This is a genomic window from Diaphorobacter sp. J5-51 (assembly GCF_001023515.1).
Taxonomy (GTDB): domain Bacteria; phylum Pseudomonadota; class Gammaproteobacteria; order Burkholderiales; family Burkholderiaceae_C; genus Diaphorobacter; species Diaphorobacter nitroreducens.
Genome location: NZ_JSYI01000054.1, coordinates 31137 through 46489, shown reverse-complemented (window position 1 = coordinate 46489; position 15353 = coordinate 31137). Strand labels below are relative to the sequence as shown.

12 protein-coding genes are annotated in these 15353 nt (G+C 69.7%); 4 read left to right on the top strand and 8 right to left on the bottom strand.

Features of this window, described 5'->3' with window-relative positions:
- Positions 1-193: 193 nt before the first annotated feature.
- From OX89_RS07555 to OX89_RS07540, 4 genes are all read left to right on the top strand, one after another.
- On the top strand, positions 194-1768 hold the full coding sequence (locus OX89_RS07555) for an AMP-binding protein (protein ID WP_047350146.1): 1575 nt from the start codon (positions 194-196) through the stop codon (positions 1766-1768).
- A 75-nt stretch (positions 1769-1843) separates the two neighbouring features.
- The gene (locus OX89_RS07550; RefSeq protein WP_047350145.1) at positions 1844-2998 is read left to right on the top strand and encodes an acyl-CoA dehydrogenase family protein; all 1155 of its coding nucleotides are present in this window, start codon (positions 1844-1846) and stop codon (positions 2996-2998) included.
- Positions 2999-3043: 45 nt separating this feature from the next.
- Complete coding sequence (locus tag OX89_RS07545; protein ID WP_012655225.1) at positions 3044-4030, top strand: tripartite tricarboxylate transporter substrate binding protein; 987 nt, start codon at positions 3044-3046, stop codon at positions 4028-4030.
- Positions 4031-4264: 234 nt separating this feature from the next.
- Positions 4265-5284, top strand: coding sequence for a tripartite tricarboxylate transporter substrate binding protein (locus OX89_RS07540; protein ID WP_047350144.1), 1020 nt, complete (start codon positions 4265-4267; stop codon positions 5282-5284).
- Positions 5285-5300: 16 nt separating this feature from the next.
- Here OX89_RS07540 and OX89_RS07535 read toward each other — a convergent pair whose 3' ends face one another.
- The 8 genes from OX89_RS07535 to norR all read right to left on the bottom strand — a co-directional run bounded on the left by OX89_RS07535 (position 5301) and on the right by norR (position 15215).
- The gene (locus tag OX89_RS07535) at positions 5301-5768 is read right to left on the bottom strand and encodes a PaaI family thioesterase (RefSeq protein ID WP_012655223.1); all 468 of its coding nucleotides are present in this window, start codon (positions 5766-5768) and stop codon (positions 5301-5303) included.
- Positions 5769-5905: 137 nt separating this feature from the next.
- Positions 5906-6901, bottom strand: coding sequence for a tripartite tricarboxylate transporter substrate binding protein (locus OX89_RS07530; RefSeq protein WP_012655222.1), 996 nt, complete (start codon positions 6899-6901; stop codon positions 5906-5908).
- 27 nt (positions 6902-6928) lie between these two features.
- A complete protein-coding gene (locus tag OX89_RS07525; protein WP_047350143.1) occupies positions 6929-8497 on the bottom strand; it encodes a class I adenylate-forming enzyme family protein in 1569 nt (522 codons plus the stop codon).
- Positions 8498-8542: 45 nt separating this feature from the next.
- Positions 8543-9493 (bottom strand): tripartite tricarboxylate transporter substrate binding protein, encoded by a 951-nt coding sequence (locus tag OX89_RS07520; protein ID WP_047350142.1) that lies wholly within the window; start codon positions 9491-9493, stop codon positions 8543-8545.
- A 179-nt stretch (positions 9494-9672) separates the two neighbouring features.
- Positions 9673-10881 (bottom strand): pyridoxal phosphate-dependent aminotransferase, encoded by a 1209-nt coding sequence (locus OX89_RS07515; RefSeq protein ID WP_047350141.1) that lies wholly within the window; start codon positions 10879-10881, stop codon positions 9673-9675.
- Positions 10882-10939: 58 nt separating this feature from the next.
- The gene (locus OX89_RS07510; RefSeq protein ID WP_047350140.1) at positions 10940-12328 is read right to left on the bottom strand and encodes an L-serine ammonia-lyase; all 1389 of its coding nucleotides are present in this window, start codon (positions 12326-12328) and stop codon (positions 10940-10942) included.
- Between the two features lie 82 nt (positions 12329-12410).
- Complete coding sequence (locus OX89_RS07505; RefSeq protein WP_047350139.1) at positions 12411-13460, bottom strand: hypothetical protein; 1050 nt, start codon at positions 13458-13460, stop codon at positions 12411-12413.
- 144 nt (positions 13461-13604) lie between these two features.
- Positions 13605-15215 (bottom strand): nitric oxide reductase transcriptional regulator NorR, encoded by a 1611-nt coding sequence (gene norR / locus OX89_RS07500; RefSeq protein WP_047350138.1) that lies wholly within the window; start codon positions 15213-15215, stop codon positions 13605-13607.
- Between the last annotated feature and the right edge of the window lie 138 nt (positions 15216-15353).

Genomic DNA, 15353 nt, shown 5'->3' with positions numbered 1-15353 from the left:
TATGAGACAAATGATCCATTAAAAATGATTTTCAGCCGGTTTGAATGTGCTGAAGACCGTGTTTACCCGATGTGTTTTGGTCTGTACGCCTGAAAAAATCGTCTCACACAACATTTTTGTGAGACATGCATTTCGCATTTTTGGGTGACTCCAGTCCCCATGGCGGCGCACCGAGGAGCAACGGGGGACAGGTATGCAGGACTTCTTTGGCCGCGCGGCGGCAGCTCCCGACCGGGTGGTACTGGTCATGGCCGAGACAGGCGCGCGCTTCACCGCCGGCGAAGTGGCGCAACGCGCCCTGGCGATGGCGCAGTGGCTCCACACCCAGGGCCTGCAGGCGGGCGAGCGCTTCGCGGTGGTGCTGGAAAACCGCGTCGAGATCCTGGCGCTGGCGCTGGCGGCCCGGCAGGCCGGCCTGTATGCCGCCGTGCTGAGCACGCACCTGACACCGGCCGAGGTGGCCTACATCGTGCAGGACTGTGGCGCGCGGCTGGTGGTGGCGTCCGCCAAGACCCTGCCCCAGCTGGCCGAGTTGCAGGCCCACCATCCCCTGCCCTGCTGGACGGTGGACGAGGCCCCTGCGCAAGCCACGTCGGTGCAGGCCCCATCGCTACAGGCCGCGCTCGACGCCCTGCAGGGGCCGCCTGCGGACTTCGCCGACCGACCGCTGGGGCGCGATCTGCTGTATTCCTCGGGCACCACGGGCCGGCCCAAGGGCGTGCTCAAGCCCCTGTGGCCCGCCCATCTGCGCGGCCAGACCGACCCCGAGGCGCTGGGCACGGCGCGCATCATGGGCATGGGCGAAGAGACCGTGTACCTCTCGCCCGCGCCGCTGTACCACGCTGCGCCGCTGCGCTACACGCTGCGCGTGCTGGAGCTGGGCGGGCAGGCCGTGATCATGGAGCGCTTTGACGCCGAGACCGCCCTGGCCCTCATCGAGCGCTACCGCGTCACCCACAGCCAGTGGGTGCCCACCATGTTCGGCCGCATGCTCAAGCTGCCCGGGGCCGTGCGTCGGCGCTACGACCTGTCCAGCCACCGCGTGGCCATCCACGCCGCCGCGCCCTGCCCGGTGGATGTCAAGCGCGCCATGCTCGACTGGTGGGGCGACATCCTGATGGAGTACTACGCCGGCTCCGAGGGCTGCGGCACGACCATGATCGATTCGACCGAGTGGCGCCAGCGCCCCGGCTCGGTGGGCCGGGCCACCACGGGCCGGCTGCACATCGTGGACGACGAAGGCCGGGAGCTGCCCGCGGGCGGGATCGGCCAGGTGTATTTCTCGGGCGGCGGGCAGTTCACCTACCTGAACGACCCCGAGAAGACGCGCCAGGCCATCAACGACCGCGGCTGGGTCACGTACGGCGACATCGGCCACGTGGACGCCGAGGGCTACCTCTTCCTGAGCGACCGGCGCGCCGACCTGATCCTCTCGGGCGGCGTCAACCTCTACCCGCAGGAGATAGAAAACGCCCTGGCCCGCCACCCCGGCGTGCAGGAGGTGGCCGTGGTCGGCGTGCCCCACCCCGACTTCGGCGAGGTGCCGCTAGCGGCCGTGGTGCTGCACCCGGGCCAGGAGGCCACGCCGGAAACGGCGCGCGCCATCGCCGCGCGGGCCGCCGAGGTGCTGGCCCGGCTCAAGCTGCCGCAGCGCATGGTGTTCGTCGATGCGCTGCCGCGCCTGGAGACCGGCAAGCTGCTGCGGCGCCAGCTCAAGGAGCGGTTCCGCGAGCAACCGCAGGCCGGATTCGCCCTGCGGGACTCATAAAAAAGTAGCTGCTACCGCTTACCCCATAAGCCATGGAGCCATATTTCATTCACAAACCTTGGGAATTCAACAGCCATGCAAGACCTGATCCAGCGCACCATCTACCGCGAGGACCATGAACAATTCCGCGAGCAGGCGCGGCGCTTCTTCGACAAGGAAATCGTGCCCTTCCACGCCCAGTGGGAGCGCGACGGCATCGTGCCCAAGGAAGTCTGGCGCAAGGCCGGGCGCGAGGGCCTGCTCAACACCATGCTGCCCGAGCCCTACGGCGGCGGCGGCGACTTCGGCCACGCGGCCATCCTGATCGAGGAAGTTGCGCGCACGGGCGCCAGCGGCCTGGGCTTTCCGCTGCACTCGGACATCGTCGCGCCCTACATCCACGCCTACGGCAGCACCGAGCAGAAGGACCGCTGGCTGCCGCGCATGGCCGCGGGCGAGCTGATCGGCGCCATCGCCATGACCGAGCCCGGCGCGGGCAGCGACCTGAAGTCGGTGCGTACCACGGCCAGATTGGTGAAGGACAGCGAGGGCGACCACTACATTCTCAACGGCAGCAAGACCTTCATCACCAACGGCATCAACAGCGAGATCGTCATCGTCGTCGCCAAAACCAACCCCGAACTGGGCGCCAAGGGCGTATCGCTGATCGTGGTGGAGGAGGGCACGCCGGGCTTCAGCAAGGGCCGCAAGCTGGAGAAGATCGGCCTGATGGCGCAGGACACCTCCGAGCTGTTCTTCGACAACGTCAAGGTGCCCGTGGGCAACCTGCTGGGCGAGGAGAACATGGGCTTCAAATACCTGATGAAGGAGCTGGCGCAGGAGCGTCTGGTGGTCGCCGTGCGCGCCGCCGCCTCCATCGAGGCCTTCCTGCAGAAGACCGTGGACTACACGCGCGAGCGCAAGGCCTTCGGCCAGACGGTGTTCGAGTTCCAGAACACGCGCTTCAAGCTCGCCGAGGCCAAGGCCCAGGCCACCATGCTGCGCACCTTCGTCGACGAATGCATGAAGCTGCACATGCAGCGCAAGCTGACGCCCGAGCGCGCCGCCATGGTCAAGCTCAATGCCACGGCACTGCAGAACAAGCTGCTCGACGAGTTCCTGCAATTGCACGGCGGCTACGGCTACATGACCGAATACCAGGTGGGCCGCGCCTGGACCGATGCCCGCATCGGCCGCATCTACGGCGGCAGCGACGAGATCATGAAGGAAATCATCGCCCGCACGCTGTAGCACGAGGCATTCCCTTTCCACATAAAACCCAAGGAGACAACACCCATGGCATTCACCCGGCGCAAGACCCTGGGCCAATGGCTACCCCTGATCGCCCTGGCCGCCACGTGCGGCGTGGGCGCCGCACAGGCGCAGGACCATTACCCGAGCAAACCCATCCGCGTCATCGTGCCCTATCCGGCCGGCGGCGGCACGGACATCATTGCCCGCCTGATCGGCACGCAGCTGTCCCAGCGCCTGGGCCAGGCCGTGGTGGTGGAAAACAAGCCCGGGGCCAGCGGCATCCTGGGCAACGACACCGTGGCCAAGGCGCCCGGCGACGGCTACACGGTGCTCATGGGCATCACCACCGTGGTGCAGATCCCGGCGCTGTACAAGAAGGTGCCCTACAAGCTCAGCGACCTGGCCCCGGTGTCGCAGGTGGCCAAGTCGGCCGACCTGCTGATGGTGCCGCGCAGCTCGGGCGTGACTACGCTGCAGCAGTTCGTGGACAAGGCCAAGGCAGCCCCCGGCACGCTCAACTTCGGCAGCTACGGCAACGCCACCTCGTCGCACATGAACGGCGAGCGCTTCAAGCAAAAGGCCGGCATCGACATCACGCACATTCCCTACCAGGGCTCGGGCCCCGAGATGGCGGCCATGCTGGGCGGGCAACTATCGCTGGCCTTCGTGGACGCCACGGCCGCGTACCCGCACATCAAGTCGGACAAGATCAACATCCTGGCCATCACCGGCGCACAGCGCCACCCGGCCCTGCCCCAGGTGCCCACCATGACCGAAGCCGGTTACCCCGGCCTGGAAGCCAACGGCTGGTTCGGCATGTTCGTGCCCGCCACCACGCCCAAGGCCATCGTGGACAAGCTGGGCAGCGAGGTGAGTTCCATCGTCAAGTCGCCCGAGCTGAACAAGCGCCTGACCGAGATGGGCCTGATCCCCGTGGGGTCCCTGCCCGACGACTTCAAGGCCCAGATCGACAAGGACGCTGCCCACTGGAAGGCCGTGGCCGAGGCCGCCAAGATCTCGATGGACTGAGATGAAACGACGCCCCCCGAGTCGCTTCGCGCCTGCCCCCGCTCTCGCATTGCTGCCATGCGGGCAGGTGGACGCAGCCCTCGCTGCGGGGCGGCTCGGCGCGGCGCGGGCCTAGGCCGGCATAGGCCCTTGCTTGGTGGCGGCCCTGGCTTGGGGTGCACCGGTTGCATGGGCTGCGGGCGGTGCGTAGCGCTATGGATAACTGAGATGCCATACAGGCAAAGGAGACGCGCGATGAATCACGAAGCCCACCCCCTTGGATGGAACCGGCGCCACCTGCTGGCCCTGGCCGCCGCAACCGCGGCGGCAGGCCCGCTCGGCGCACGGGCGCAGGCCGCGCCCACCGGCTTCGCCACCCGCCCCGTGCGGGTGGTGGTGCCCTTTGCCGCCGGCGGCGCCACCGACGTGATCGCCCGGATACTGGGCGAGCGCATGGCGCAGCGCTTTGGCCAGTCGGTGGTGGTGGACAACAAGCCCGGCGCGGCCGGCCTGATCGTCGGCGAGATGGTCGCCAAGGCGCCGCCCGACGGCATGACGGCGCTGCTGGGCACCACCTCGTCGATGCTGACCAACAAGTACCTGTACAAGAAAACGCCCTACGACCCGCTGACCGAGCTGACCCCGCTGGTGCGCGTGTGCCTCGCGCCGATCGCCCTGGTGGTCACCGCCGACACGCCGGCGCAGAACCTGCAGGACTTCATGGCCTGGATCCGCTCCCAGAAGGGCAAGCTGACCTATGGCTCCTACGGCATCGGATCGCACGGCCAACTGGCCTGCACCACGCTCAGCGAGGTGGCCGGCGCCGACATGACGCATGTGGCCTACAAAGGTGAGGCGCCGATGGTGCAGGACCTGCTGGGCGGACAGATCAAGATCGGCATGGGCAGCCTGCTGTCGCTCAAGGCGCACGTCGACGCGGGCAAGCTGCGCGCGCTGGCCGTGACCGGCCCGCGTCGCGTGCCGCTGCTACCCGAGGTGCCCACCTTCACCGAGGCCGGCTACCCACAGGATGCGCTGTCGATTGTGGGTTGGTTGGCGATTGCCGGCCCCAAAGCCATGCCGGCCGACGTGGCGCGGCAATGGGCCCAGGCCGCCAACCACGCCGTGGCCAGCCGCGAGGGCCTGGCGCGCATCATCGCCGCCGGCTTCGTACCGGTGGACGACGACACGCCCGAGAAGTTCGCCCGCCTGTGGGCCCAGGAAGCCCCTGTCTGGGGCCGCCTGCTGCAAGCTGCAGGCGTCCAACCCAGCTGAGCAGCCCCGCTGGCGCCTAGGCGCTGGCGGATGCAGTGGAGCGGGCGATCAGCTTGAAGCTGCCCGTCGCCATGGCCACCAGCGTGCCGTCCTCGGCGCGCACTTCGCCGCGCACGAAGCTGATGGAGCGGCCGCGCCGCTCGCAGCGCGCGGTGGCAATCAGATCGCCCGTGCCCGCGGCGACGTAATGCAGCGTCAGGTCGATGGTGGCCACGCCATAGGCAGCCGGGTCGTGCGCGCGCGCGGCCGCAGCCAGCGTGCAGTCCAGCAGCGTAGCGATCGATCCGCCGTGGACCTCGCCGCGGCTGTTGGCCTGGTCCGCCTGGAAACGCATGCGCACCTGGGCCATGTCGTGGCCGATGCGCTCACCGCGCAGCGCCATGGCGCGGGCCATGGCCATGGGCAGGCCAAAGAACATGTCGGGGGCTTCGCCGGCGAAGGGGCTCAGGGGAATGTCGGCGGTGATGGAAGACGGTTGTTGCATGAAGGGGATTGTCAGTGGTTCATGGTGCACCCGCACGGCAGGGCCCAGGCACGGGCGGCCGCGCAAGCGGCCTATGCCGGCCGCGCCGCGCCGGCGCAACCGCGAGCGGGGGAAGCGGCGCAGCGGCTCAGGGGGTGTCAATCCACTCTTGCCCCCGTGGACTTGACCACGGCGGCCCAGCGCGTGATCTCGCGCTCGATGTGCGCCTGCAGCGCCTCGGGGGTGGAGCCCACGGGCTCGTAGCCGCCGGCGGCCAGTTGGGATTGCAGCTGGGGCTGGCGCAGCGCGGCGGCGATCTCGCGGCTCAGGCGCTGGGTGATCTCGGGTGGCGTGCCGGCTGGCGCGATCAGCGCATACCAGCCGGTCACGTCAAAGCCGGCCATGCCCTGCTCCTGCACCGTCGGCACCTCGGGCGCCAGGGCCGAGCGCTGCGGGCTGGTGACGGCCAGCGCATGCATGCGCCCGCCGCGGATGTGCGGCATGGAGGTGGAGATGCTGTCGAACGTGAGGTCGATGTCACCCGCCAGCATGGCGTTGACCACGCCGGCGCTGCCTTTGTAGGGCACGTGCGTCATCTTGACCCCGGCGATGCTGCTGAAGTATTCCGCCGCGAGGTGCCCGGTGTTGCCGTTGCCGGCCGAGCCAAAGGTCAGCTTGCCCGGCGCCGCCTTGGCGGCCTGGATCAGTTCATGGATGTTTTTTGCAGGCAGCTTGCCGCTGGCCGCCACCACCATGGGCAGGTTGGCCACCAGCGACACGGGGGCGAAGTCCTTGCGCGTGTCGTAGGGCAGCTTGGGGTAGAGGCTGTCGTTGATGGCATGCGCGGCCAGCACCATGAACACGGTGTAGCCATCGGGCTTGGCCCGCGCCACATACTGCGAGGCCAGCGTGCCGCCCGCCCCGGGTTTGTACTCCAGCACCACGGGCTGGCCCAGCTGCTGCTGCAACTGCATCGCCAAGGGGCGCCCCAGCAGGTCGGCGCTGCCACCAGGCGGGTAGGGAATCACGAGCTGGATCGGCTTGGCGGGCCAGGCGTCCGCGGCGTAGGCAACGGGCGCCAGCAGGGCGCTGGCGGTCAGGGCCATGCTGGCGAGCAAGGCGCGGCGCAGCCGCGAGGGACGAGGCAGTGACATGGCAGTCTCCGGGTGGTGAGAGGAAAGTCAGCCGGCGATGGGCTCCGCTTGCAGGTACTGCTCGCGCAGCGTGCGCTTGAGCACCTTGCCGATCTCGCTGCGCGGCAGGCGCTCGACCAGCCGCATGTCGGCCACGCGCTGGGTCTTGCCCACGCGGGTGTTGAGCCATTCGCGCAATTCTTCTGCGGTGGGCTGTGAACCCGAGCGCCCCACCACATAGGCCACGGGTGTCTCGCCCCACTGCTCGGAGGGCACGCCGACCACGGCGCACTCGGCCACCTGCGGGTGCTGGCACAGCACAGCCTCGATGTCGCTCGGGTAGACGTTGAAGCCGCCCGTGATGATCATGTCCTTCTTGCGGTCGCCCAGCACGATGAAGCCGTCCGCGTCCAGCCGGCCCACGTCGCCGCTGCGGATGTAGCGCCGGCCTTCCGCATCGAACCACTCGGCCTCGCGCGTCTTGTCCGGCAGGCGGTAGTAGCCGCTCATCATCCCGGCCGAGCGGCCGACGATCTCGCCCTGTTCGCCCGCAGGCAGTTCGCGCCCCTGCTCGTCGATGAACCGGATGTCGGCGCCCTCACCCGGGCGGCCCACGGTGTGCAGCTTGTGCGGAAAGTCATGGCAGTGCAGTTCGCAGCGCACGCCGCCTTCGGTCATGCCGTAGTACTCGATGAGCCGGCCCGGCCAGCGCCGCAGCACCTCGGCCTTGAGCGCGGCACTGAAGGGCGCGCTGGTACAGAACTTGTGTTGCAGCCGGCTCAAGTCCGTGCGGTCGAAATCCGGGCAGGCCATCAGGCGCTGGTACTGCACGGGCACCAGCATGGTGTGGGTGGCGCCGTGCTGCTGGGCCAGCGCAAGATAGCGCGTGGCATCGAACTTGCGCATCAGCACCAGCGTGCCGCCCAGCGCCAGCGTGGGCAGCGCCGCCACCAGCGTGGTGTTGGAATACAGCGGCGTGGCGCACAGCGAGACGGCATCCGGCCCGTAGCCGTTGGTGACTGCGCGCCGCACATGCGCCCAGCGCATGGCCCAGGACTGCACGATGCCCTTGGGCACGCCCGTGGTGCCCGAGGAATAGATCACGTTGAACGGCCAGTCGGGCGCGGGCGTGATCGGTGCCGGTGCGCCGTCGCCCTGGACCAGCCATTGCGACCAGGGCTCGCCCGCTTCGGGCGCATCGTCCAGGGCCACGCAACGCAGCGCAGCGCCCGCATGCAGCGGCCATTGCGCGGCCACCTCGCGGTCGCGCAGCACCAGGCGCGCGCCGCAGTTGTCCAGCATGGCGCTCAGGTGCTCGGCCGTGGCCGAGGGCGCCAGCGGCGCCACGGCCACGCCGGCGCGCAGAGCGCCCAGGTAGGCCAGCACATATTCGACCGAGGTGCCTGCGCAGATGGCCACCACATCGCCGGGTTGCATGCCGTCACGCTGCAGGCTGCGCGCCACGCGGTCCATGCCGGCGTGCAGCGCGGCGTAGTCCAGCCGCTGGTCCTCCAGGACCAGTGCGGTGTGGCCAGGGCGGTGCGCGGCCTGGCGTTCAATCAGTTCGGGCAGCGAGCCGAAGGGCTGGGCCAGCAGGTGTTCGATGTCTGGATGCATGGAATGGGAGAGCAGTGAAAAGACGGGGCGCGTGCCCCGCCCTGGTTATTCGAGGGACAGGCCCGCCGCCTTGACGATCTGTGCCCAGCTCTTGCGTTCCTGGGCGATGAAGGCGTCGTACTCGGCCGGCGTCTCGCCACCGGGCACGCCGCCCAGTTCGGCAAAGCGCTGGCGCACCTCGGGCGTTTGCATGGCCTTGCGCGCCGATTGCTGCAGGCGCTCGACCACCGCATCTGGCGTGCCGGTCGGCGCCAGCAGGCCGAACCAGGCCGTGACCTGCATGGGCACGCCGGCCTCGGCCATGGTCGGCACATCAGGCAGTTGCGCCGAGCGCTCGGCGCTGGTGATGGCCAGCGCGCGGAACTTGCCGGCCTTGATGTGCGGCATGGAGCTGGGCAGGTTGTCGATCATGAAATCCACCTGCTGCCCCAGCAGCGCCGTGACGGCAGGCGCCGCGCCGGGATAAGGCACCAGGGTCACTTCGATACCGGACTTCTGGCGGAACATCTCCGAGGACATGTGGGGGGACTGCCCCACGCCCGAGGTGGACACATTGAGGCGGCGCGTCTTCGCCAGGCTGACCAGCTCCTGCGCACTGCGCACGGGGGAGTCGGCATGCACCACGAGGATGTTGGGTACGGAGATCACGTTGGTGATGCCGCGCAGGTCGCTTTCCTTGTAGCTGAGCTGCTTGTAGAGGCTGAAGTTGATCGCCACCGGGCCGATGTTGCCCATGAGCAGCGTGTAGCCGTCGGGCTTGGCGCGCGCCACCTGCGCAGTGCCGATGCTGCCGCCGCCGCCACCCTTGTTCTCCACGACGATGGAAGTGCCCAGGTCCTTGGCCATCTTTTCGGCCAGCACGCGCGCCGCGATGTCGGTGGTGCCGCCCGCAGCGGCTGGCACGACGATGGTGATGGGACGCTCGGGCCAGGCAGCCCAGGTGGCCAGCGGAAGGGCGGTCAGGCAGAGGGCAAGCAGATGGCTGCGCAGGGGCATGTCGTGTCCTTGTCGTGTGCAATGGGGTTCACCACACGATAAGGGCAGGCTGACGGCGACGGCTCAGGGTTTCATGGGAGACACGCTTCGTGATTCAGCAACCCATGCTTAGGCAGGTTGAAAGGAGGGCGGGGACGCGTGTACACGTGGTGACTGCGGCCGCCGGCCGCACACGCCTGTCAAGCCGTGGCACGCTGCACGAATCGCGCAAGACGCTCCACGCCCTCACGCAGTCTGGCCCCGTCGGACACCGCGTGGCACCAGCGCAGCCAGCCTTCACCCTCGGGGCCGAAGGCCGCGCCCGGCGCCAGGCCCAAGCCGACCTCGCTCACCAGATGTTTGGCAAGCGCCAGGGAGTCGTCAAAGCCCGCCAGGCGGAAGAACACGTACATCGCCCCGCCGGCATCGGGCACTTCCACACCCGGCACGGCACGCAGCGCTTGCACCAGCAGCCGGCGGCTTTCCACGAGGCCCGCGCGCAGCTGCGCCACATGCGCCTCGCCCTGCTGTAAAGCCACCGTTGCGGCGCGCTGCACGGGCTCGAAGATGCACGAGAAGTTGTATTCAATGACCTTGCCCAGGTCGGCCTCCAGCGCCTCGGGCACCACCATCCAACCCGCGCGCCAACCCGTCATGCACCACGCCTTGGAACAACTGTTGACCGAGATGATGCGGTCGCCCGGTGCGTAGTGGCGCAGGAAAGAAGGTGCGCTGGCCAGCTGCGGGTCGTATACCAGACGCTCGTACACGTCGTCGCTCAGAATCCAGATGCCATGGCGGCGGCAGTGCGCGAGGATCGCCACCAGGCTTTCCTCATCGATGGTCCAGCCTGTGGGGTTGTTGGGTGAATTGAGGATGAGCATGCGCGTGCCCGGCGTGAGCGCATCCAGCAGCCGATCCAGCACAAGCGTCCAGCGCCCGCCCCGCACCGCCAGTGGCACGCGTTCAACCTGCGCGCCCAGGATGCGCGGCATCTCCAGCAGGTTGGGCCACAGCGGCGTGACGGCCACCACGCGGTCGCCCGGTGACAGCAGCATCTGGCAGGTAAGCATCAGCCCGGTATCGCCCGAAGCCACAGCGCCGATGCGCTGGGCGGACACCTCGCGTCCGTGCAGGTCCGACAGATATTGCGCGATGGCCTCGCGCAGGTAGGGCCGGCCCAGATTCTGCGAATAGAAGGTCTCGCCCGAAGCGAGCGACTGCGCCGCCGCATCCCGGATGAACTGCGGCGTGGGCTGATCGGACTCGCCAAACCAGAAGGGCAGCACGTCCGCGCGCCCCATGCCGGTGTTGGCGACTTCGCGGATCAGCGATCCGCCCAGGCTCTGGATGGCGGGCCGCGCCAGGGCGGGCAGGAGGGTATCGGTGGGCGAAGCGGGGTTGTGCATGCGGGTCAGATGGAAAGCGAAAAGGTATGGGAAACAGGGCGCTACGGGTCGTAGCGCGTCAGCACTCCACGATGTTCACCGCGAGGCCGCCGCGCGAAGTCTCCTTGTACTTGGTCATCATGTCCGCGCCGGTCTCGCGCATGGTCTTGATGACCTGGTCCAGGCTCACATGGTGCGTCCCGTCGCCATGCAGCGCCATGCGCGCGGCGTTGATGGCCTTCACCGAAGCCAGGGCGTTGCGCTCGATGCACGGGATCTGCACCAGCCCGCCCACCGGGTCGCAGGTCAGGCCCAGGTGGTGCTCCATGCCGATCTCGGCAGCGTTCTCCACCTGCGCGGGCGTGCCGCCCAGCACGGCGCACAGGCCCGCCGCGGCCATGGAGCAGGCCACCCCCACCTCGCCCTGGCAACCGACCTCGGCGCCCGAGATGGAGGCGTTCTCCTTGCACAGGATGCCGATGGCGCCAGCCGTGAGCAGGAAGTCGACCACGCCAGCCTCGGTAGCGCCGGGAATGAAGCGCCAGTAGTAATGCAGCACCGCCGGCACGATGCCCGCCGCGCCATTGGTGGGGGCCGTGACCACGCGCCCGCCGGCGGCGTTCTCCTCGTTCACGGCCAGGGCGAACAGGTTCACCCAGTCGATCACCTGCAGCGGGTCCTGCTGGGTGTCGGGCGCGTTCTGCAGCGCCTGGTGCAGCGCGGGCGCACGCCGGCGCACCTGGAAGCCGCCGGGCAGCACGCCGCCCACGCTGCAGCCGCGCGCCACGCAGTCCTGCATGGCGCGCCAGATGGCGAGCAGGCCGGCGTCGATCTCGGCGTCGGTGCGCCAGTGGCGTTCGTTCAGGCGCATCACCTGCGCGATCGAGCCGCCCTGCGCCGCGGCCTGCGCCAGCAGCTGTTCGCCACTGTGAAAGGGCAGCGGCAGCACCTCGGTATCGGGCGCGATGGCGGCCTGGCGCTGTGCGTCGGCGGCCGCCTCCTCGCTCACGATGAAGCCGCCGCCCACCGAGTAGTACACCTGTGCGGCCAGCGTGCCGCCCGCCGCATCGAAAGCCTCGAAACGCATGCCGTTGGCGTGCAGTGGCAGCGTGACGTCGGGCACCAGCAGCAGGTCGGCGGCCTCGTCGAATGCCACTTCGGGGCCGTCGGCCAGCGGCAGGCGGCGCCGGCTGCGGATGCGGGCGATGAGCGGCTCGATGGCGTCCACCTTCACGGTGTCCGGCGCATGGCCGGCCAGGCCCAGCAGCACGGCGCGGTCGCTCGCGTGCCCGCGCCCCGTGGCGCCCAGCGAGCCGTAGAGCGTGCTGCGCACGCGCGCCACATGCGCCAGCACCCCCTCGCGCGCCAGCCGCTGCGCGAACAGCCGTGCAGCGCGCATGGGCCCCACGGTGTGCGAACTGGACGGCCCGATGCCGATCTTGAACAAGTCGAAAACGCTGACGGCCATGGGCAAGACTCCAGAGGGCAAGGGTTACGGTCGTGCGCCATGCTGGCGCGGTCGCGATGGCAAGGGAATCGGGTGTTTCGCCCTAGCCAGGCCCCGTCGGTGCCGCAAGCGGCGCCGGCTGCACGCGCAGCGCCAGGCAGAAGGGCTGCACGCAGGGTGCGCGGCCTTCGTAGGGGCAGCCGGGCGCGCTGCAGGGGGGCTCGGCCGCACGGTCGTGTTCTTGCACACGCGACTGGCCGCTGGCCTGCAGCGCGGCCAGGGCCAGCCAGGGGTCGGTGCGCGCCTGCAGCGGGTCGCGCCCGTACACCACGGCGGCCGCACCGGGCGCCGGCGCCAGGTCCAGCGACAGCCACCCGCTGGTGCGCTGGCCCGCGGCGCCCGGGCCTTGCAGCACCAGCGCGAACAGTCCGGGCGCCAGCGCCTGTGGCGGTCCGGCAAAGCCCACCGACAGGGCCGCTGGCGCGGTGGGCGCAGACGGCAGCGCAGGCATTGCGGCAGCAGGCAGGCGCAGCGTGAGCGTGAAGCCGCGCGCACCGTCGGGCGTGTACACCATGCCTTGCGCCACGCGCGCAATCTGCAAAGCCGGCAGTCCGGTGCCGCCGGCCGCCGGGTCGGTACCGGCGGGCCACGGCTGGGCCGCCAGCACACGCGGCGCCGCGCCGCCTGCCGGGCCGAGTTGCTGCACCAGCGTATTCAACAGCCGCAGCAGCGGCGCCCCCACACCCTGGGCAGGCCACGGCGCAGGGATGGCCGCGGCGCGCGCAGAAGCGCCCTCGTCCGCCACGGCATCGGCGGAAAGAGCCGCAGGCCCGTGGGATGCGGCCGCTGCCCTGGACGGTGCAACCGCGCCGCCAGCCATCGCCTGCAGGCCCTGGCGTGCCTGATCGGAAAGGCTTACCCGCTCACGGCCTGCCGGCTCGGCAGGGATGGGGGGCAGCGCCGGCGGCAGCAGGTTTGGCGAAAACGGCACAGGGGGAGCGTCGGTCGGCGCGGAGCCTGCTGGCGCGGCCCCCGCCGGGGTGGGCGCTGCCGGCGCGGCCAGCAGCCAGTTCTGCCGCTGCAGCGCAGCCTCGGCCAGCACGCGCACGGCGGGTGCCAGCGGCGGACGGGGCGGGTCGATGGAGGAGGCCATGGCGCCCCAGTGTCGCAGAGCGCGAGCCCCGCGCCAACGGTGGCGGCCTCCCGAGGGGAGGCTTTTTGCTACTCAATTAATAGCTTCTACCGCTTGCTGGATAAGCGCTAGTGGCAATTTTGTTTCAAAACCCCGCGCGGAGCCTCATCCTTTGAGGCCCAGCCGCCGCGCGAGCTTGTGCAGGTTGCTGGGGTCCACGTCCAGCGTGCGCGCGGCCTGCGCCCAGTTGCCGCCATGCGCCACCAGAGCGGCATTCAGGACCTGGCGCTGGCAGGCATCCACCGCGTCACGCAGCGTGCCCGTGGGCGCGGCCAACGACAAGGCGCCGCCTGCCGCGGGTGCCATGGGGGTATCGCTGCGGGGCGTGGCCACGGGTTCGTCCAGCGCGTCCAGGTCCAGCAGGCCGGCCTCCAGCGTGACGATCTCGTTGCGGTCCACGCCGCGGCTCAGGGCCTTGAGCGCGGCGCGGCTGATCACGTGTTCCAACTCGCGCACGTTGCCCGGCCAGCGGTAGCGGCGCAGCGCGGCCTGCGCGTCAGGCGACAGGCGCAGGCTGCGCAGCCCCAGGCGGGCGCGGTTGAGCTCCAAAAAGCGGCCGGCCAGCACCAGCACGTCGTTGCCCCGCTCGCGCAGCGGGGGAATGGGCACGGGGTAGACCGAGAGGCGGTGGTACAGGTCGGCGCGGAAGGCCCCGCTGGCCACCTGCTCGCGCAGGTTGCGGTTGGTCGCCGCAATCACGCGCACGTGCACGCTGCGCGGGCGGTCGGCGCCCAGGCGCTGGATCTCGCCGTTTTGCAGCGTGCGCAACAGCTTGGCCTGCACGGACAGGGGCAGCTCCCCCACCTCGTCCAGGAACAGCGTGCCGCCCTCGGCGGCCTCGAAGCGGCCCGCGCGGTCACTCACCGCGCCCGAGAACGCGCCGCGCACGTGGCCGAACAGCTCGCTCTCGGCCAGAGACTCGGGCAACGCCGCGCAGTTCACATGCACCAGCGGTCGCGCGCGCCGCGGCGACTGGTGGTGCAGCAGCCGCGCGAACAGCTCCTTGCCCACGCCGGTCTCGCCCAGCAGCAGCACGGGCAGCTCGGACGCGGCCACCACGCTCAGCTCATGCAGCAGCCGCTTGAGCGCCGGGCTCTCGCCCACGATCTCCAGCTCGCCGGCGCCGCCGCGCTCGGGCGTCGCCAGGGCCAGGTCGCCTTCGGCCGGGCCGGTCGCGGCCATGCGCAGGGTGCGCAGTTCCTGCTCCAGCCGCGCCACGCGCACCACGGCCTCCACCAGCGGCACCCACTGGCCCAGCCGCTGGCGCGCGGCGGGTCCGAAAGTGCCGGTGGCCAGGGCATCCAGCGTGAGCACGCCCCAGGGCCGCCCCTCCACGTGCAGGGCCACGCCCATGCAGTCGTGCACGGGCAGCGGCTCGCCCACCAGGGTGTCGAGCAGGCCGTCGTAGGGGTCGGGCAACTGGCTGTCGTGCTCGAAGCAGGTCACCTCGCGCCGCGTGAGGATGGCCGCCAGCCGTGGGTGCTGGCCTACGGCAAAACGCCGGCCCAGGGCGTCGCTCACCAGCCCGGTGACGGCCACGGGGCGCAGACGCTCCTCCTCCAGTCGCAGCAGGGCCACGGCCCCGCAGCCGAACTGCGTGCGCAGCAGATCCACCAAGCGCTGCAGGCGCACGGCCTGGGGCAGCTCGGCCCCCAGGTCGGCGCACAGCAGCAGGGCAGAGGTGGCGGCCGCATGCGATGCCTCAACAATGGTCATAAAAACCCTTTAAAGGTGTTTTTTACCCAAATTGATATGGGTCTATTTTACCCACGATGGTGTAAACCCTTGATTTTCCATGGCAGCGCCGCTGGCCCAGGGATTGCGAGAGGGCAGGCATCTCTTACCGCGACTGTT